Annotated in this window: 15 protein-coding genes and 1 tRNA gene; 2 read left to right on the top strand and 14 right to left on the bottom strand. The window is 56.9% G+C overall.

Annotated elements, in window-relative coordinates:
- Positions 1 to 25 precede the first annotated feature (25 nt).
- A tRNA-Met gene (locus tag ACR0MP_RS00100) sits at positions 26 to 102 on the top strand.
- On the opposite strand, the gene ACR0MP_RS00105 is transcribed toward ACR0MP_RS00100, so the two are convergent.
- The 4 genes from ACR0MP_RS00105 to ACR0MP_RS00120 form a co-directional block, all read right to left on the bottom strand.
- On the bottom strand, positions 59 to 1,672 hold the full coding sequence (locus ACR0MP_RS00105; RefSeq protein ID WP_170527244.1) for a recombinase family protein: 1,614 nt from the start codon (positions 1,670 to 1,672) through the stop codon (positions 59 to 61). The genes ACR0MP_RS00100 and ACR0MP_RS00105 overlap by 44 nt on opposite strands.
- Positions 1,673 to 1,946: 274 nt before the next feature.
- On the bottom strand, positions 1,947 to 2,381 hold the full coding sequence (locus tag ACR0MP_RS00110) for a hypothetical protein (protein ID WP_170353328.1): 435 nt from the start codon (positions 2,379 to 2,381) through the stop codon (positions 1,947 to 1,949).
- Complete coding sequence (locus ACR0MP_RS00115; RefSeq protein WP_480602911.1) at positions 2,374 to 4,527, bottom strand: hypothetical protein; 2,154 nt, start codon at positions 4,525 to 4,527, stop codon at positions 2,374 to 2,376. Before ACR0MP_RS00115 ends, ACR0MP_RS00110 begins: the two co-directional genes overlap by 8 nt.
- Positions 4,528 to 4,684: 157 nt before the next feature.
- On the bottom strand, positions 4,685 to 5,926 hold the full coding sequence (locus ACR0MP_RS00120) for a MobA/MobL family protein (protein ID WP_480602909.1): 1,242 nt from the start codon (positions 5,924 to 5,926) through the stop codon (positions 4,685 to 4,687).
- A gap of 200 nt (positions 5,927 to 6,126) precedes the next feature.
- Here ACR0MP_RS00120 and ACR0MP_RS00125 point away from each other — a divergent pair, with 200 nt between their 5' ends.
- Complete coding sequence (locus ACR0MP_RS00125; RefSeq protein ID WP_170353330.1) at positions 6,127 to 6,354, top strand: hypothetical protein; 228 nt, start codon at positions 6,127 to 6,129, stop codon at positions 6,352 to 6,354.
- A gap of 103 nt (positions 6,355 to 6,457) precedes the next feature.
- On the opposite strand, the gene ACR0MP_RS00130 is transcribed toward ACR0MP_RS00125, so the two are convergent.
- From ACR0MP_RS00130 to ACR0MP_RS00175, 10 genes are all read right to left on the bottom strand, one after another.
- On the bottom strand, positions 6,458 to 8,239 hold the full coding sequence (locus tag ACR0MP_RS00130) for a thiamine pyrophosphate-binding protein (RefSeq protein WP_170353331.1): 1,782 nt from the start codon (positions 8,237 to 8,239) through the stop codon (positions 6,458 to 6,460).
- Positions 8,239 to 9,648 carry an aldehyde dehydrogenase family protein gene (locus tag ACR0MP_RS00135; RefSeq protein WP_170353332.1) on the bottom strand — a complete coding sequence of 470 codons (1,410 nt, stop codon included), beginning with the start codon at positions 9,646 to 9,648 and terminating at the stop codon, positions 8,239 to 8,241. Before ACR0MP_RS00135 ends, ACR0MP_RS00130 begins: the two co-directional genes overlap by 1 nt.
- The gene (locus tag ACR0MP_RS00140; RefSeq protein WP_480893657.1) at positions 9,629 to 10,543 is read right to left on the bottom strand and encodes a sugar phosphate isomerase/epimerase family protein; all 915 of its coding nucleotides are present in this window, start codon (positions 10,541 to 10,543) and stop codon (positions 9,629 to 9,631) included. The genes ACR0MP_RS00135 and ACR0MP_RS00140 overlap by 20 nt, the downstream gene beginning before the upstream one ends.
- 154 nt (positions 10,544 to 10,697) lie before the next feature.
- The gene (locus ACR0MP_RS00145; protein ID WP_170353333.1) at positions 10,698 to 11,888 is read right to left on the bottom strand and encodes a Gfo/Idh/MocA family protein; all 1,191 of its coding nucleotides are present in this window, start codon (positions 11,886 to 11,888) and stop codon (positions 10,698 to 10,700) included.
- Positions 11,881 to 12,555 carry a hypothetical protein gene (locus ACR0MP_RS00150; protein ID WP_170353334.1) on the bottom strand — a complete coding sequence of 225 codons (675 nt, stop codon included), beginning with the start codon at positions 12,553 to 12,555 and terminating at the stop codon, positions 11,881 to 11,883. The genes ACR0MP_RS00145 and ACR0MP_RS00150 overlap by 8 nt, the downstream gene beginning before the upstream one ends.
- The gene (locus ACR0MP_RS00155; protein ID WP_170353335.1) at positions 12,545 to 13,735 is read right to left on the bottom strand and encodes a Gfo/Idh/MocA family protein; all 1,191 of its coding nucleotides are present in this window, start codon (positions 13,733 to 13,735) and stop codon (positions 12,545 to 12,547) included. The genes ACR0MP_RS00150 and ACR0MP_RS00155 overlap by 11 nt, the downstream gene beginning before the upstream one ends.
- Entirely contained in the window at positions 13,722 to 14,549 is an 828-nt protein-coding gene (locus ACR0MP_RS00160) for a citryl-CoA lyase (RefSeq protein ID WP_170353336.1), read from the bottom strand. Before ACR0MP_RS00160 ends, ACR0MP_RS00155 begins: the two co-directional genes overlap by 14 nt.
- Entirely contained in the window at positions 14,546 to 16,438 is a 1,893-nt protein-coding gene (locus tag ACR0MP_RS00165; RefSeq protein ID WP_170353337.1) for a sugar phosphate isomerase/epimerase and 4-hydroxyphenylpyruvate domain-containing protein, read from the bottom strand. The genes ACR0MP_RS00160 and ACR0MP_RS00165 overlap by 4 nt, the downstream gene beginning before the upstream one ends.
- Positions 16,438 to 17,733, bottom strand: coding sequence for a TRAP transporter large permease (locus ACR0MP_RS00170; RefSeq protein WP_170328647.1), 1,296 nt, complete (start codon positions 17,731 to 17,733; stop codon positions 16,438 to 16,440). The genes ACR0MP_RS00165 and ACR0MP_RS00170 overlap by 1 nt, the downstream gene beginning before the upstream one ends.
- A complete protein-coding gene (locus ACR0MP_RS00175) occupies positions 17,730 to 18,305 on the bottom strand; it encodes a TRAP transporter small permease subunit (RefSeq protein WP_170353338.1) in 576 nt (191 codons plus the stop codon). The genes ACR0MP_RS00170 and ACR0MP_RS00175 overlap by 4 nt, the downstream gene beginning before the upstream one ends.
- Between the last annotated feature and the right edge of the window lie 16 nt (positions 18,306 to 18,321).

The raw sequence follows: 18,321 nt of genomic DNA on the forward strand, positions 1-18,321 counted from the left end.
CTCGCTTAAATCGCCTCTCACTCGTGGCGGAGTAGCTCAGTTGGTTAGAGCAGCGGAATCATAATCCGCGTGTCGGGGGTTCAAGTCCCTCCTCCGCTACCACCAAACCCCCCAGCTTTTTGGAACGATTTGATACCAAGGCGCTAAGGCGGCCCTTCACCTCGACTGGCACGCCGTCTTTCTCGGTTGGAGACACAACGATCTCCGAAATCAAGCCGCGCACCGCGTCACGCGCTTTTGGGTTCGGATTGCCGTCATGTGCCTGCATGGAAGAGATCATTTCATCCAGTGCAGTGACATACCTGGATGCTGTCGCTGGATTGAATTCGAGCGCCTTCTCCTTCTCGTCAAAGCTGGCCAATACGTCCGTGACAACCGAAACGCGTTGTTTGGCCTCAGTCAACTTTGCCTCTCCTTCAACTCCTTCAAGAATTCCCATCTCGAAAAGTTCAATACGGCGCGATAGCAGCTTGTTAGCTTCTGCTACCGCGCGTTCGAGCTTCTTCCTGTCCGGTTTGTCCGCTGCGTTGAGTTTGCGACGTTCTTCATTGTAGGTGCGGATGAACTCATCGATGTAGGTTGGCTCAGACAACTCCTTTCGCAGTTCGGTCAGCAGAGCGCTCTCGATCTTGTCGAGGCGAACCTTCCCGTTATTGTTGCAGGAGCCACTCTCTTTGGCCGTTGAGCAACGGATGCGGATGGTATTGCCGTTTCTGTCATGAATCGACATGCCGCCACCGCAGCACCCGCATTTGATCAGCCCCGAGAACGGGCGCACAGGGTTTCGGGTCGATTTTCCCGATCGCTTGGCCGCAGACTGCGTGGCCAAACGCCGCTGAACTGCGTCCCAAAGTTCCTCTTCGACAATACGAAGGTGCGGAACTTCCGCAAATTTCCAGTCTTTGACCGGCTTTTCACGGCTGACCCTTTTGCCTGTTGTCGGGTTTCGTACCATTTTGACGCGATCCCAAACGAGTATGCCAGCATAAAGGGAATTTCTGAGAATACCGTAGCCGCGCTTGCCGTTTCCATTCAGCGTTGACGCGTTCCACTTCGTCCCACGAGGCGGTAACTCACCGCGAGCGTTGAGATCATGAGCAATATCTCGCGGGGAGGCTCCTTCTGCGTAGGCCTTATAGATTTGGCAAATAACTTCCGCTTCGTGTGCCTTGACCTGGAGCTCCCCGGGTTTTCCCGCAATAGGTGAGTAACCATAAGCCTTACCGCCGGCACTCAAACCTTTGGCTATGTTGCCTGACATTCCGCGATGCACTTTTTCACGCAGATCTTTGAGGAAAACCGTACCGACGAAGCCGCGAAGGCCAATCTGGAGTTCCGACTGTACCCCCTCGCTGGCTGAAATGATTTCGACGCCAGCGTAGCTAAGCAGTTTATGCACCTTATGAAGATCACCTGCGTCCCGGCTGATCCGATCAACACACTCCACGACCAGTGCATCAATTTCCCCCGCACTCGCCGCTTCGAGAAGATTAGCAAAACCAACTCGCCCAATCAGAGTCTCAGAGGTTTTGGCCCTGTCTTCGAATGTCCGGACCTCCCTATAGCCTTCACTTGTCAGGTAGCGTCGGCAGAGCTCCACCTGATCTTCAATGGAGCGCTCCGACTGGAGCGTGGTCGAATAGCGGGCGTAGATCGCAGCGCGGCGTTGCATTCTCTCGAGTTCCTCGCGTCTTGTTGTGCTGCCGCCCGGGCCAATTCCCGGACGAGCTCAAGCAAACCAACATCTGGCGTCGGGTTTTGCTTTGCTGCTGGGGACTTGGTGATCTCTTCACAAATCGAAAAATCGGTTTGGATCGGTTTTTGAACTGTCATGGTGCTCGCTTTATGTTTCAACGAGCGTGAGATCGGTCTCCTTTGGAAAATTTAGAAACGCAGTTTAATCCGAACGGTTCGGAGAGCGAGAAACGCTCTCCGAAGGCTGCAGGCTAAGTCTGCGTTTCAGCGATCACTCGACGTGTTATTCGGTCGGCTCGACGCAGGTTCTGGATGAGTTGAAGACATCTTTGAAGCGCCACCAAAGGTTCAACGGTCCGGTTCAATTCGGCTGCTCGATTTGTCAGCCGCTTGTTGATCCAAGCACCGCCCGGGCAATGCTCGTCTGCAATCACCTCGCTCACCCATCCGGCTTCTATCTCAGCCAAGACAGGTTGGAGCAGGGATTCGAGATCATTGAGATCGCGATCACCGAACATTTCACCCGCACGGAGGCGTGAGCCAAAACGATAAGCAATGCGCGCGCCACTGGGCTCCAGATTGTCGATTAGCGTGTCGAGTGCCTTCGACGCTGAGGGCACCATGTTGAGCGCATCGAGGATCGCTGCCTCGATGGGCAATAGCTGCTGTGCGATGCTATCATACATAGCGCACCTCCCGCGTATCCGGCCGTCCCTTGCGCCGCGTTTCAACCGTGACGGCGCGTATCTTTCGACCCGAGCCTCTGCTGCCGAACCTACGGGAGCGCCGGATATCGCGTTCTGCATGTATTCGTGCGCGAACGCGATGAAGTCGATCCAGCGCTGCGTCGGCGAGTTCACCCAATACGGGCGTTCCATCGGAGTTTCTGTCGAAGCCGCTGTTGTTGACAGATACGGAAACACGTCGAGCCGCATTGAAGCGTGTTGGCGCCCTCAAAGAAGCCTGTTCCCGCTCCTCTTCCGAACGCACATCGACGCAATAGGCCTGCTTGCGTGGACAGGGGTTCGTTGTGCCGTAAGCCAGAACCGCAAAGCGCTCACCGGCCATTTCCTCGACATCAATAACCAGCGACGGCCGAACTTTGGGATCATCCTCTCCCATCGTTTCATGGGGGAAGCGAAACGCGACGACATCGCCAACTTTCAAACGGGATTTCCAGTTCTCGGAGGGCAGCGCGATTTCAGTTTGAAGTGTCATGAGACATCCTTCATCGAAGTTGAAAAGAGCCGCGTCTTCCACCGTGTTTGGGCTGGTTCCCACTTTCGGCTGCGCGACATCCGGACTGCGCAGTCGAAGGTGGGCGACCTGCCTTTTCCGCTGTTTCGGTTCTCGTCCGTGCGCTGTTGTCTGGTCTGTTGCAGCTTTCCGATCTGCCGCCAGAGTGTTCGAAGTGTTTCCAATGGGTCGGTTGACGGGTGTTTCCGAATGCTGTGCCTCTTTTGGAGGGCCACAGAGTTCTCTGTGTCCAGAATGGTTCCCCTGTAGTGGACATGGACCTGTCCGGTCCGGAGCAACGGGCAGCTCTGGGAGTGTTCCTGCCTTCTTGCGCGCGTAATACTGGGACCTACCAAGACCATAGTTCAGCCAGGGCTTGTTTCTCGATGCGCTGTTTTCGAGCAGGTATTGATCTCGCGAGGTACTCCCCTGAACAGCACGCCGTGCTCGTTCCCGTTCAGCTTTTCTGCGGTGGCGCTCTTCCGCTGGCATCACCTGACGCATGCTCAACTGACGCGCCATATCCGCTGATACGTCGAGACGCTCCGCAACAGTCGAGCCGCGGTAACAATATCTCTCGCTCTCGCGTGCATTGTCGCAAGCTTGCAGCTTTGACTTCGCAAGAGCCTGCTTGATAATGGCGTTCGTTTCGTTCTGGCATAGCCCGGGCGTTGCCATGTCTGCCGCTCGTTGAATGTGACCTTCGATACCCTGGGTGTCTGACTGATGGGTCAGGCAGGTGGCATAGAAGTGCAGCCATGTGTTTCGGTACCCCACCGGGATCACCCCACCGTGGTAAATCCGGTAAGCCTCGAGATCTTTCAGGATCTGTTCAAATCGCTCAGCTTGGGTCAATCCCCGCGGCATTGTCTGACTACCCGGCTCCCGATCCTGACGCTGCTTGCGGCGCTCTGCGAGTTCGGAACGGGTGGGCCGCCCGACGGCGGCAAAAATCTGATCGGCAAGGACATCAAAATCCTGGCGTTGGCAATTCCCACCAGACACCTGAACGACCCGGCCCGATTTCTCGTTTCGAGTGCCGGGAATGCGGAAGACGCGAGCTGGGTCATTGCAAGAACGATCCGAACCAAAGTGAGCAAGCAGATCCATCAATGCCCTGATTGCCGCCTGCCAGCGGGATAGTGCAGCAGGTGGCATCGAATGGATCAGCCAGATTGCGGCCAGTCCTCGTCCCGTTCGCAAATAGAATGATGGCTCAGAGACACCGCGCATCAGAAGATGGCCCGCGACGGCTGCCTGAACGTCTTCTTCACCCTCAGCGCGCCAGCCGGGATCATTGTGATAGTCCAGATCGACATAAAGCGAATTCAGGCTGACCAATCCTGAATTGCAGCGTGTGCCCTTAAACCGGTTCAGCGAGATAAACGATGTCCGATCCAGCAGCGCATGAAGACACGCTACAATCCCATCCGGACAACGTGAAAATTGTTGGCTTGGCTTCTCGGAATTCTTGATCAGAACGGCAGGATTCCCAATCACTCCTTGCGGATGGAGGAGTTGAACGTATTCCTCTGGCGAAACGGTGTGGATATCATCTGAATGCGGGGCAAAGTCGCGCGGATCGGTGTGCTTCATCCGCGGGAATTGGCTCTACGGTTGTTGGCACAGAAAAATCCAAGCAAAGAAAGGCAAGGCCCGGGTGACGCCCCATGCCCGTCAACCGATCAACGGCTCGAGTCCAAACATTGTAGATCGCATCAAGTGTTGCGCCCTGCAAAAACTGGCATCGGTGTCATCGCGTACGCTGACGCGGCTTGCGCGTTCTTACACGCGGTATGTTGGAAACCCGATCATTCCGCTGGAGCTGAGGTGGGTGATACGCCTCAAGGTCGACATCAGAGGAGAATTCCTCATCGAGGATATCTGATGGATCGGCGTCTATGCCTTCTGTCGCCCATCGCACCGCTTGCTGGTATGCTGTCTCAGTTCTGAGACATTCTATTTGCGACGAAGCTTCCAGCGCTGCTTTCACTTCGCGCTCGGATCTCGCCTCCAGCATTCGACGTTTCTCATCGCTGGCCGTTTTCTTGCGGGCAGCCTCTCTCACCCGCGCGATACGCTCCGCTTCGAGGTCGTCTCTCTGACGCTCCAGGGCGCGCAGCTGCAACCACGAGTGCCAGAGTGTTGAATTGTGTTCTTGGACAGCCTGGCGCCGCACTCCGGCAACTGTGTCGTCGTTTCCGCTTTCTTGCAGTCTGCGGCGCGACCTGGCGGATCTGCGTGGCCCGACATGATCTTGTCTTGCCAGGCCTTGCGGTGCATCGCCTGTCTCGACCATCTCGGCATACGAACGAAGATCAACCCGCGCGTGGGAGCCAATCTTGCGCAGGGCCGCGTTGGTCCGCTTTTCCCATTCTCCGCGGATACGCTTGATTTCTCCGGGGCCTGAGGTTCTGTCGTCAAGAACACGCGTTTTCTCACCAAAATCGCCAGTGATCCTATCAACCTTCCGCGTCGTCATCAGGATGTGGGCGTGGAAATTCAGGTTGGTCTTCGATGGATTGAAGAGCCTCTGCTCGTAGTCTTCTCGCGTCAGTTCGAGTTTGCCCGCGCTGTGCCGTTTCTCTTCCTCAGGGCACAAGAAACGCGGCGCGTGAATGTCGGCTTGAACGGCAACGCCGTATTCATCGCGAAGCCAGAGGCAAAAGCCGCGGACAAGCCCAACCTGCTCGAGAAGCGGTAGCTCGCGTGGCAAGGATGGGCGCAGTTCGCGGATGACTCTTGCATTCCTTCGGCGCTCAGAATGCTCGGCTGCGTTCCAGAGCTCCTCGGCGTTTCCTGTCCAGTTGATCAATTCATGCGACAGGAGGCCACCCTTTCTGCCCGGCGAAAACCGTCGTCCAACCCGCGCATCCCGGAAGGTGGTGCGCGCGGTGTAAGCGGCGGATTTGACGGCGGAGCGACCGTCGGCACGAGAATGCAGGATGACTTCGAGTCTGCTGGCGGGGTGTATCATGTAAAGGACATCGGGCACCAACCCGATCTCCGCACAAAAAAGCCCGCGGCAGGCGCGCAGGCAAACCCCAAGTTTGCGTAACTGCGCGCATTGCCCAGCGGGCATGCGGACGGCCGCTCACACGGCGGCTTGGCGGAGCCACATTTTCGCGCCCGAGTGGCGAAGCCGGGATCCGGGCCGCATTTCCTGTTCGACCACTTCAAGTAAGGGAGGACGAAATGGCGGATCTGGATCAACAAATCGAGCAGGCGCGCGTGAGGCTCAGAGACCTTCAGGCCCGGGCGAGCAAACAACGGCGTCGCGATGAAACGCGCAAAAAGATTATCTATGGCGCTGCTGTTTTGAAGCTTCTCGAGGAAATTGAGAGAGACAAAGCTGATCGGTTGCTCAAGCTTCTGCACGAACGTATCTCACGCGACTCAGATCGAGAGCTGTTAGGGCTGTAAACCCAGTTAGATCTTCTTGAGGCACTGCACGCTCTCAGAAGGTTTGGCTGACTTGGGCCTATTGAAAGAAAAAAACTGGCGCGGCTTACCGCGCTCAGTATCGTCAGGTCGCGACGTGAGAAACATCCTTGTCCGGCGAATAAATGTCCAGGATGTTCCAATGACCGGTCGTTGGTGTCGGGTTGTTGATCATTGGCACATCCAGCACGGTTGGTTTGCCGCTGGCGATTGCCGCTTCCAATGCAGGCAACAACTCGTCAGCAGCGCTGAGTCTGTGCCCTTCCGCGCCGTAGGCTCGCGCTATGTCGGCATAGCCCGGTCCGTTTGCGGGTGCGGCGGCTGATCCGGGGAACGTCGTTCCATAGGTCAGACCGTAGTGCGCTTTTTGAAGGCCGGCGATAGTTCCGAAGGCGTTGTTGTTCATAACCAGCCAGATGATGCCCAGATCGAGTTCGACGGCAGTCGCGAGCATCGACGGGTTTTGACCGAAGCCACCATCGCCCACCAGACTGAGGACAATGCGATCAGGTGCCGCCAGTTTCGCGCCGATCGCGCCCGGAGGACCGAAACCCATCGTCGCGAACCCGCCGGGGGTCAGGATTGAACCCGGCGTCAAAATGTCGAACTGTTGCCCGACACCGTTCTTGTTCCACCCAACGTCCGTTGTGATGATGGCATCCTCGGGCAGTGCCTTGCGGGTATCTGCCAGAATACGCTCGGGCATCATTGGAAAGGCCGATGAAGTCGCCATTTCCTCGTTGCGCGCTTTGAAGTCCGTCCGGAAGCCAGCGATTTTCTGCTCCAGCGTGGGGCGCTTGAAGCCGTCCGGATACATCTCGCGGGCGACCCGGTTGAGGACGCACAAAGCGGCCTTGGCGTCAGCAAAGACTCCGATCTCGGTGGGATAGTTCCGACCGATCTCCTGCGGCTCAATGTCGATATGAATGACCTTCGATCCGGGAATGTTGAACGTGTAGCCAGGGTACCAACTTGAACAATCAGCCTCTTTGAACCGAGTGCCCACGGCAAAGATGTAGTCCGCATTCAAGCAGGACTGGTTGACCAATTCGGTGCCCCAAAACCCGGTCATTCCCAGCACAAGCGGATGGTCGTCTCGCAACGCGCCTTTACCCATCAGGGAATGCGCGACTGGAAGGCCCATATGTTCAACAAATTCTCGCAACTCCTCGCTGGCCTGTGCCAGAAGAATACCACCTCCGACATAAGCTACTGGGTTTTCGGCCTTAGCAAGTGCCTCGACAATCTCACGCGCGGTTTTGTCGTCGATCGATGGTTTCTTGAGCGCGTTCGTGTTACCGAGAATACGATCAAAGCTGTCCGACGGGATGACTTCCGAGAAGATGTCCATCGGCACATTGACCAACACGGGGCCAGGCTGACCGCTTTCCGCGAGGTGAAACGCCTTCTCCAGAATCTCGGCCATCAGGTCGGCGCGATCCACGCGCCACGCGCGCTTCACGAAGGGTCGGTAAATCTCCCATTGGGCTGCGTCTGCATGCAGGTTCACTTCCTGATGCGGATGTTTACCGTAGTAATGCGTGGGAATGTCACCCGCGATCACGACCATCGGGATACAGTCCAGTGCGGCGTTGGCGACCCCGGTGGCGCAATTGGTCAGCCCCGGGGAGAGATGGGACAGCACCACCGAGGCCTTGCCCGTCACGCGGGCATATGCATCCGCCGCGTGGCTGGCGATTTGTTCGTGTCGTACTGTGACGAAATCGATGGGACTTTCCGCCAGCGCAGCCAGAACCGCAATGTTCGTGTGCCCGCACAGGCCGAAAACGTGCTTGACCTCACGGCGTTCGAGAAAGTCAACGATATGTTCGGCAACGGTTTTGCCGTCCAGTTTCGCTCCGTCCATCACGCGACCTCCTGTCCGTAGAACTCACCGAACAGGTCCGGCTCCGAGGGGCGATCCTCAGGGATCGGACGACTGACCCAGGTGTAGTTCATCATGTGTTTCATGGTGACGTTTTCGTTGGTGATGTTGCCGCCCCAGATGCCGCAGCCCAGGCTGCTGGTCATAGGCATGCCATTTGTCCAGGCACCCGCATTGGCCTTGGATTGAGGCTGTCGCACCATCATACGGCTGACCGGAGCCAGACGCGCCAACCGGTCGATGTGATCGTCATTGTGGCTGTAGATGCCGCAGGAATGGCCCTTGCCCCCGGTGTTGTAGATCTGGCTGACCGTTTCCAGCGCATCATCGAACGTTTCGAAGTGATAAAGCGCCATCAGCGTGGTCAGTTTTTCCTTGGAGAACTTGTGCTGCGGCCCGATTTGCCCCTGATTTTCAACCATCAGAAACTTGCGATCTTCGGGGATGCTAAAACCGGCGACCTTGGCCGTTTGCTGCGGCGGACAGGCAATGGTCGGAAACGTACGGTTTCCCTTTTCATCCCACATGGCCGCTTCGAGCATGGCCTTCTCTTCATCCGAACACAGGTAGCCTCCCTCGGCTTGAAGCGCCTTGACCATATCGTCGTAAACTGAGCGCTGGATGATGATGTTGCCGTCGGCCGAGCAGCCCGACCCAAAGTCGGAGGTCTTTGAAATACGGGTATTCTGCGCGGCGATATCCAGATCGGCAGTCTCATCAATGACAATGGATGAATTGCCTGCGCCGACACCATAGGCTGGACGCCCTGAACTGTACGCCGCTTTGACCATGGGTTTGCCGCCCGTCGCCAAAGTCAAGTCGCAGATCTCCATCAGATGTTGCGTCAATGGGATCGAGGGTTTGCGAATGGATTGAAACAAGTCCTCGGGGGCACCGGCAGCACGACAAGCTGCACGCATAACCTCGACCATTTCGAAGGTCGTATGAGCGGTTCGCGGGTGCGGGCTGAAAATGACGGCATTCCGGGCGTTGGCGGCGGAAACGCCGGTCACCGGTGGTGTCATCGCTGGGTTAGTCATTGGGATCAGGGATGCGATGACGCCAGCAGGTTTGGCATATTTCACCAGACCTTTTTCCTCATCAACCTCGACGATGCCGGTCGAGGGTGTGCGCAAGACATCTCGCAGCACCATGTGAATCTTGAAGCGCTTCGCTGGGCGGCCTTCGCGATCTCCGATACCGCTCTCATCCACGCCTTGTTGAGCCAGACGCGTGAAGGTTTTCTCATTACCGGCATACCACGCAATGGCCTGAGACAGGCGGTCCAGCCTGTCCTGATCCCAATCCTCGATCTCGGCCATGGCAGCGCGGGCGCGTGCCAGCATATCTGCCGCCATGTTGCGGTCGTTTTCAGTGAGCTCTTTGCCCATGATGATCCTCTTGGTGTTTTGGAATTGTAGCATCGGTCATACGACGCTGTGACCGCGCCTCGCCAAATGTTCGCTTGGCGTGGCTGAGACAGCGACGCGCGTGTTCTTCATATCCCAACTCGGCAACGCGGCTTTGGTTGGGCAGTTCGATGGAATAGTCGACGGGCGGCATCCGTTCGATGATGCCGGTGAAATCGATCCATCCCTCACCGGGATATAGCCGCGCATCGCGGGCCAGTTGGATCATGCCCTCACGCGTATCGGCGATGCCGGGCAGGCAATCAGAGATATGCAGGAAGTGAAACAGGTCCGAGGGGACGTGTAGCAACTCTCCCAAATCCACGCGGCTGAGATGCAGATAAAGCGTATCAACCAGAATACCGCCATTCGGCTGATCGGAGGCGCGGACAATGTCAAGCGCCTCATCCAGAGTACGAAGGCGGGAAAAGCTTGGGAACTCCAGGTCCACTGTTAGCCCGTAGGGTGCCGCCAGTTCGCAGGTTTCCGAATAGACGTCGATCAGGAAGTCACGATCATCGCGGGTATTGGTCCACGCGCTCATGATCATGCGCTTGGCACCCAATTCCCCACCGATCTCAAGAGAAGGCTCAAAACTGCGCGGATCGACATCTTCTGTGATGCGCGCAAGTTCGACATCGAGGACTTTCAAGCCAGTGGTAGAGAGAGCAGTTTTGGTGGCATGCACCTGTGCCTTGTCGATTGGAGATTGAGTGAATTCACCGGGCACATGCATCGGAATGAAGCGGGGGCTGACGGCATCGTAACCGGCCCGCGCTGCGATATAGACCAACTCGGGCGGCGTACAGCCAATCAGCGTCAGATGCGCCAAGGAATAGAGAGAGGGGCTTGCGCCAGCCTCTTCGGGTTTCACCATGAACGGCAGCTCCACGTGTCTGCGAATCTCAAATTCATCACACGTAGTAAAAAATATCTGATATTTTTTAAAATATCAACTTTTAATACTGAGCAGGAAATGAAAGCGCCCGGGCAACTGCCCGGGCGTGTTTTTCATTCTTGTTGGCAGAGCCTTAGAGAGTGACCCAGTCACCTCCGGACTGGTGAGAGCGCACGGAGGCTTCAATAAACCGGACGCCATCTGCACCTTGTTCGACACTGGGATAAGTAAGCCAATCATCCGGAACGGTAACGCCATCCCGACGCGCGGCTACGGCCATAGCAAATTCCGTATAGAGGTTGGCCCAGGCTTCGATAATCCCTTCTGGGAAGCCGCGCGCGGTCCGGATTAGACGTTCTGCGCCGGGGCCGATGCCATGCCCGTGACCTCGGCTGATGATACGATCCGGCTCACCGAACCGATTGAACTTCAGCTGTTCCGAATTCTCCAGGTCCCACTCGAGACCTCCTTCGTTCCCGAATATGCGCAACCGCAACCCTCCCCGATTCCCGGGGGCAAGGCGTGTCGCCATCAGGGTTCCCGGAACCTCGTTTTGATAGCGGGTGAACATGAATGCTGTGTCTTCCAAAGGCTTTGGCGCGCCGCAGACATGAAACTCAGCCCGTAGGTCGGTCAAGGGCAGGCCCGAGACAAAACTGGCGAGATGCGCGGCATGGGTGCCGATATCGCCGACACAGCTGGTCGGACCAGAAATCTTTGGGTCCAGCCGCCATTTGACGTGGGGCGCATCAGCCACATCATCGGGCGTCATCCAGTCTTGCATGAACTCGACGTGGATTTGGTTGATTTTACCGATGCCGCCTTCCGCCACGATTTGTTTGGCCTGACGGATTACTGGAAAACATGACATCGCATAGCCGACAGCAAAGATGTGTCCCGTGCGCGCGGTAATCTCCTCAATCCCTTCGGCCTCCGCGACTTCGTTGGTCAGGGGCTTATCGCACAGCACGTCAATGCCCGCCTCCAGAAAGGCTTTGGCCGCTTCGAAATGAACGTGGTTCGGGGTGGTGATCATGACGGCATCTACGCCATCCGGGCGTGCCGCCTCGGCCTTTGCCATCTCGTCGAAGGACGCATAGCACCGGTCGGCCGGCAGGAACCACTCGGCCCCGCGCGCCTTGCTTCGCATGGCGTCAGAACTGAGCGCTCCTGCGACGACCTCCCACCGGTCGGTCATCCGCGCGGCCGTTGCCTGCGTGACAGAGATACGTCCGCCGCCAACAACACCCAGCCGCAAACGGCGAGACAATCGGGGGAAAGGTCCGTCAAAGTTCAGGTCTTCGGAAAAAAGTCTCTCAGCCATTCTGAATCTCCATTTCCGGGACCCGTACGCCTTCCGGCAGCATTTCCACCGCCATGAAAATGCTGGGGGTAATCGTCTCGTACTGATGCCAGGGATAGTTGCCTTCGGCGTCATACATCGGTTTGTGCGTCGTGCCGGGGGCCATGAATTCTTCGAGGTAAAGGGATTCAACATCCCGCTCACGGCATTGCTGCATTTTCCCAAAGCCTACGATTTGTGTATGCACTTCGCGAAACCCCGGTACCGGGCAGAACGGATGATCCTTGTGCAATCCGACATTCAGCGGCACCGAGCCGGAATGGTACATGGTCAGCCCAACGTTACCCACAAAGACCTTTGGCGACATGTAGTGGCTGACACCGCGTAAACGCTCCTCTTGGCGAACATCAAAAGCAGATGGCCATGTATCTTTCACCCATGCGAACAACTCGTTGTCATCGGCATGGGCGTCGAAATCGTGGACAATGACTGCACGTTCCACGCCGCTAAGCGTGCTGTCTTGCACGATCACAGAGGAAAGCGGTGCAATGGTCTGATCCTCGACAGAGAGATTTCGCCCCCCAAGGTTAAGGACGATGGCGCGACCCTCGATAGAAATTCTGCGCTCGTCAGTTATGTGCTGGACGCGAAAGAATGGCTGAGCAAAGTCGAGTGTCTCAATCGGCATGAACCAATTCCTTCCTCTCATCGTTAAGGAAATCGACCGGCAAAGGCTCCGGAGCCGCGCAACGGCTTTCTATCGTCTGATAGGCGCCAAATTTTGGTGCCCGTTCGATCGCGTCCATGACCTCGAAAACGTGGTAGGCGAGCGCTCCACTTGCACGGGGTTGGCGTCCTTCTTGCGCCGCCAGGGCCAGATCCAAAAGGCCGAGACCACGGCTGTCCTCATTGAACCCGTGTTTGTTGACGACCACCTGCCAGCCTTCGCGACCGGATGGGCGCGGCTGATGAGACCAGCGCGAGGTCTCCCGCGTTTTCAGCCAGACATCCCCCTGAAAGATGTTGGCACCATGTACCGGGTCAGGGTCTGGGATGCTGATGGTGCCTTTTTCACCGTAGATCTCGAACCGCGGCGTTTCGCTATCCCAGACGTCAAAGCTCATGGTCATCGACCCTATAGCCCCGGAAGAGAACTGCAGCAGGCTTAGGGAATGCGTGTCGACCTCGACATCCATCCATTCACCGTTGCGAGGGCCGTTTTCGATCATCCTTTTGTCGAACGTGCGCCGAGCCATTCCGGCGACCCGGTCAACCGGACCAAGGCAGCAAACCATGGCGGTCAGGTAATATGGCCCAAGGTCCAGCAAGGGCCCGCCACCGGCCTGGTAGTAGAAATCCGGGTTGGGATGGTGGCGTTCCGTCCCGTGGGTACCGACATGGGCAAAAACCCCTGTCGGTTTGCCAATGGCACCCTCATCGATCAAGCGCCGAACGGTTTGCCAACGACCGCCCAGAAATGTGTCGGGTGCGCAACCGACCAGCAGCCCCTTTTCAGAGGCCATGTGCAGAATCGTCTTACCATCCGTTCGATCCATAACCAGCGGCTTCTCGGAATAGACGTGCTTGCCCGCCTCCAACGCACGCAGGCTGATTTCGGCATGCGCCGCCGGAATTGTCAGATTCAGAACGCAGTCAATCGTCGGATCGTCAAACACCCCATCTGGCGCACAGGCCTTGGCGATACCGTATTGATCTGCCTTGGTGCGGCTTTCCGAAGGGTCAAGGCTTGCGCAAGCCACGACCTCAACGTTTGAGAATTTGGATAGTGTTTTTAGATAAATATCGCTGATACGACCACAGCCGATAAGGCCGACCCGGAAGGATTTCGATGTCTCACGTGTCATCATTCCTGTCTTCGTAGAGGGGTAAGTAATTAGGGGGCATCGGCCCTTTGTTGCGGCCACCCTGGTTCATCTGTTCCCAAGCGTGAGCGAGTATTCCGACCGAGCGGGACAGGCAGAACAGCCCTCGCGACAAGGGCGCAGGAAAGCCAAGTTCGCAGAAGATCACAGCTGTCGCGCCGTCAATATTCATGGCAATTGGCCGACCGCCTCGTTGACGACCGAGTTCGGCTTGAACCTCTTCTCCGATATCGGCAAACCGGCCAGAAACTGTGCCTTCTGCCGCCGCATCTCGAACAAGTTGCATCAATCGGGGTGCGCGTGGATCGACAGGTTTGTGAAACCTGTGACCAAAGCCCGAGACGATCTTGCCATAGGTCTCGCGCCAGCTGTCCAAACCGTCCTTCACTGCGTCATTCAACGATGCTCCGCAATCCATGCGAGCTGCGATATCATAGTACAGCTCTGCACACTGCTCTCCTGCCCCGCCGTGCACGTCGCCCAGCATGTTCACCGCAGTCGCCATCGCGTTATTGAGACCTACCCCGCAGGTGGCGGCCATACGCGCAGCCGCGATTGAGGGAGCCTGTGGGCCGTGATCCACGCCTGCGACCAAAGCGGCTTCGAACAGGCGCGCTTGCGCGTCGCTGGGTAGATCGCCCCGCACCATAAGCCAGATCATCTGCGGGAAAGATACGTTTCCGATCAGGTCCTCTATGGCGTTGCCACGAAAAGAGATCTGTCCGGGTTTCATGTCGATGATGGAGGTACGCCACCATTGGCGAACGGCGCGCTCATCGTCTGTCGTCTGCGCGGTCATTGCGTCTGCACCTCTTTCACCGGCTGGGTTTTGCTTTGCGCAGCAAGGCGAATGGGTGCATTGCGCGCGCCATAACCGGCATAGCCCATACGGCGTTCAACAATTTCGAAGAAGAAGCCGTTAAAGATGGGGCGGCTGTATATCTGAAAATACTCAGCACCCGCCGCCCGATCGTAGAGAATGTTCCCCCTGCGCAATTGGGCGACCAAATCGTCATCCAATCCGAATGTCGCTTGCAGATCAGCGTAGTAGTTCTCCGGGATGGACAGGCTGGGAAAGCCAGACTTGAGCAACTGGGCTGAAGTTTCAAAAATATCATCCGACTGGAAGGCAATGTGCTGAACACCAGCCCCAAAGCCATCTTCAAGGAATGACGCCGCCAGTGTTCGACGCCCAACTGCCCCATTCAGGTTTAAGCGCACTTCGCCTTCGGGACTTTCGATAGCCTGGCTTTGCACGACACCAGACGGGTCGGCGACGTTCACGATAGGGGATTTTGCCATCTCGAAAGTCGAAATGTAGTAGAGTAGCCAGCTTTGCATCTCATCGTGACGCATCGTCTGGGCCAGATGGTCGATACGACGCAGACCGGCAGGTTGGGTGGCTTTGGTTTTCGCAACCGGCTCGAACTCAATGTCCCATACCCGATGGAGATCGGATTTCTCATCGATGAAATGAACGACGTTGCCACCAACGCCCCGAATGGCCGGGATATCCAGTTCCCCTGTTCCCACCGGTTGTGAGAAATTCGGCGCGCCCAACGCGGTCGCCCGCTGAACCGTCTGATCCGCATCTTTGACACGCAACCCCATGTCACAAACGGAGGGGCCGTGACCCAGGAACGCCGAATGGGCAAATCCTTCCTTTTCGGTATTCACAACGATGTTTATCGCGCCCTGCCGCCACAGCTCGACGGACTTGGATACGTGTTTTCGCTCCATTCGAAAACACATTGCTGACAACATATCTGCCAGCTGCGCGCCGCTTGTTTCGTCGGCTGTAAATTCGACGAATTCGAAGCCTGACGCATAGACGCGTTCCGGCAGGTCCGGGATGCCGAAATCGGTTCCCGGCTCGGTCCGGGATACCTCATCCAGGAGGTTCACCAGCGACCTGTAGCTGTCTCGGGCCAGTGTTCGGCCACCGGGTTGAGGAGCTGCTTCGTTGACGCGTGCAACCGACCAAGACCCTTTGTATCCGGCGCGGGACAACACGCGAACGAAGCCCGCAAGGTTCAGCGACCCAAGCCCCGGCAGAAGCCCAAAGTGCCGCTTGAGCCGACGTATATCCATCTCAAGCCGGGGTGCATCGGACAGTTGCACATGGAACAGCCGCTCTCCGGGAATGTCCCGAAGGCGGGCTGGTTTGGATCCGTCGGCAAGCGAGAAGAAGGAATTCAAAGCCAACCCCAGATTAGGGCTGTCGACAGCATCAACGACGCCTAACGCCTGTTCATCCGAGTGAATAAGATCCGACCATGGCAAGCCCATATAGGCCAGACGCATCCCCATTTCTTTAGCGATTTGGGCCGCCTCGCCAAGATCTGCGATTACCTGTTCTTCGGTCGCAGCGACATCGACCTCGAAGGCAGACCCGATAAGCAGCAATTCCGTTCCCAGCTCGCTCATCAGGTCGAGTTTGCGCTTCAGTCGATCAAAGGCGCGCTCACGTCCGGCTTCGGGCTGGCCTTCAATATTATGGAAGGGTTGTAACAGGCATATCTTCAGGCCGAGGTCCGATGCAATCTTGCGGACTTGCGATGGCGGTCCGTCAAAAGCGGTCAAATCCGGTTCGTGTAATTCGACACCCCCGAATCCCGCGTCAGCGATAGCACTCAGCTTTTCAGCCAGATCACCGGGGATCGACGTTGTCGAAACCGACAGGCACATTATCCCTGATATCCAAACATACGCGGCAACCACAGGACCAGATCCGGCATCAGCATCATTATCACCAAGGCGAAGATGAGAACCGCGAGGAAGGCCCAGATTTCGGAGATGATTTCGCGCAGCGGAATGTCCGTCACGGCGTTGATCACAAAGAGTAGAATGCCATAGGGCGGCGTGATCAAACCGATCATTGAGTTCACGACGACCAGCACTCCGAAATGCACCAGATCAATCCCGAGCGCTTCGCAGGTTGGAATGAACAGAGGCACGATCACCAGGATGATCGTTGTTGCGTCTAACACGCATCCCAGCGCGAGGATCAGCAGGTTTACGAGGATCAGGAATACAATCGGGCTAACATCCGAACCCTCCAGCAGTGCCGAGATCGACTGTGGAATCTGTTCCTGAATGACGATGAAGTTCAGAATGAACGCGCCACCAATGACCACCCCGACGGCGGCGGAGGAGCGCGCGCTGTCGACGAACACTTGATAAAGGCCACGGAAGGTCAGCGCGCGGTAGAACAACGCTGCCAGTAGCAGAGCGTAAAATGCAGCAACTGCGGCGGCTTCGGTCGGAGTGGTGACGCCGCCATATATACCGTACAGCAGGATTGCGGGCATCAGCAGTGCCGGAAACGCGTTGGCGGTTTTAGCCGGCAATTCGCGCAGAGGAACAGGTTCTTCCAATGCAAAGTTCCGCTTTCCGGCCAGATAGTAGTTCATCGCCATGAGGACGACGCCCATGATCAGGCCCGGCAGAATACCGGCTAAGAACAGAGATCCGATGGAGGCCTTGGAAACGAGCGCGTACAAAACCATTGGGATCGAGGGCGGAATGATCGGGCCAATCGTCGCCGACGCCGCGGTAATAGCAGCAGCATAACCTCGGCTGTAGCGGCCATCCTTGGTCATCATCTCAATGATGATCTTGCCGATCCCCGCGGCATCCGCGACAGCCGAGCCGGACATACCGGAAAAGATCAGGGACGCTACCACGTTGACGTGCCCGAGGCCGCCCTTGAAACGACCGACAGCGGCTACGCAGAAGTTCAGCAGACGGTCCGTGATCGAACCAGCATTCATGATATTCGCGGCGACGATGAACAACGGCACGGCAAGCAGGATCGTGCTTTTGTAGAAGCCCTGCAGGATCTTCTCGCCTGCGAGTGCGACGTCCAATCCGGCCGTGCCCAGGTACACTAATGAGGCCAATAGGATGGAATAGCCAATAGGTGTCCCGATGCCTGCCAGAAGAAAGAGAGCGAGCAGGCAGGAAAGAAGTTCAAAACTCATTTCTTAACTTCCTCGTCCTCTTCGACGTCGACACGTGGATGGTCGTCAACCACGTTGTAGCCAACAACCAGTTCCAACTCTGTCTTTGGGGGGCCATTGCGCATGACGTCGAAGAATAGCCAAGCGTAGCGCGCTGCGACGACCAACATGAATACCGCGTAAATCGAGAATACTGTGCGCAGCGGTATCTTCTCACCCGAGAACGGATTGCGCACAGTCGAGGTTTTGCGGATTTTCATCCAGTCGATGTAGTCCCACGTCGGCAGGAAACTGTAGAGCATCCCGACCACAATCGCCGCGGCCGCCAGCATCGCAAAGACCTGACGCACGCGCATCGGCACCGAAAGATAGATGATGTCGAACTTCACGTGATCCCTCTCGCGCACGATGAAGGCGCAGCTAAAAAAGATCACCCAGACCCAGAGGATGCCGATGAGTTCAAGCGTCCAGCCAGCGGGGGTAAAGAAGTACCGCAGAAGAATTTGGAGAAGGAAGATCAGGAAGATTGCCGCCAGCATCCCGCCGGCAATCGCTTCGGTCAGTCGGGAGAACCCCTTTATGAAGCCTTTCATTGTGGTTCTCCCTCCC

Source organism: Ruegeria sp. K3, from assembly GCF_056531845.1.

What these genes read in the sequence shown, in the direction of transcription:
- ACR0MP_RS00105 (WP_170527244.1), bottom strand. Translation starts at nt 1,672, where the DNA reads ATGCAACGCCGCGCTGCGATCTACGCCCGCTATTCGACCACGCTCCAG.
- ACR0MP_RS00110 (WP_170353328.1), bottom strand. Translation starts at nt 2,381, where the DNA reads ATGTATGATAGCATCGCACAGCAGCTATTGCCCATCGAGGCAGCGATC.
- ACR0MP_RS00115 (WP_480602911.1), bottom strand. Translation starts at nt 4,527, where the DNA reads ATGAAGCACACCGATCCGCGCGACTTTGCCCCGCATTCAGATGATATC.
- ACR0MP_RS00125 (WP_170353330.1), top strand. Translation starts at nt 6,127, where the DNA reads ATGGCGGATCTGGATCAACAAATCGAGCAGGCGCGCGTGAGGCTCAGA.
- ACR0MP_RS00130 (WP_170353331.1), bottom strand. Translation starts at nt 8,239, where the DNA reads ATGGACGGAGCGAAACTGGACGGCAAAACCGTTGCCGAACATATCGTT.
- ACR0MP_RS00135 (WP_170353332.1), bottom strand. Translation starts at nt 9,648, where the DNA reads ATGGGCAAAGAGCTCACTGAAAACGACCGCAACATGGCGGCAGATATG.
- ACR0MP_RS00140 (WP_480893657.1), bottom strand. Translation starts at nt 10,543, where the DNA reads ATGGTGAAACCCGAAGAGGCTGGCGCAAGCCCCTCTCTCTATTCCTTG.
- ACR0MP_RS00145 (WP_170353333.1), bottom strand. Translation starts at nt 11,888, where the DNA reads ATGGCTGAGAGACTTTTTTCCGAAGACCTGAACTTTGACGGACCTTTC.
- ACR0MP_RS00150 (WP_170353334.1), bottom strand. Translation starts at nt 12,555, where the DNA reads ATGCCGATTGAGACACTCGACTTTGCTCAGCCATTCTTTCGCGTCCAG.
- ACR0MP_RS00155 (WP_170353335.1), bottom strand. Translation starts at nt 13,735, where the DNA reads ATGATGACACGTGAGACATCGAAATCCTTCCGGGTCGGCCTTATCGGC.
- ACR0MP_RS00160 (WP_170353336.1), bottom strand. Translation starts at nt 14,549, where the DNA reads ATGACCGCGCAGACGACAGACGATGAGCGCGCCGTTCGCCAATGGTGG.
- ACR0MP_RS00165 (WP_170353337.1), bottom strand. Translation starts at nt 16,438, where the DNA reads ATGTGCCTGTCGGTTTCGACAACGTCGATCCCCGGTGATCTGGCTGAA.
- ACR0MP_RS00170 (WP_170328647.1), bottom strand. Translation starts at nt 17,733, where the DNA reads ATGAGTTTTGAACTTCTTTCCTGCCTGCTCGCTCTCTTTCTTCTGGCA.
- ACR0MP_RS00175 (WP_170353338.1), bottom strand. Translation starts at nt 18,305, where the DNA reads ATGAAAGGCTTCATAAAGGGGTTCTCCCGACTGACCGAAGCGATTGCC.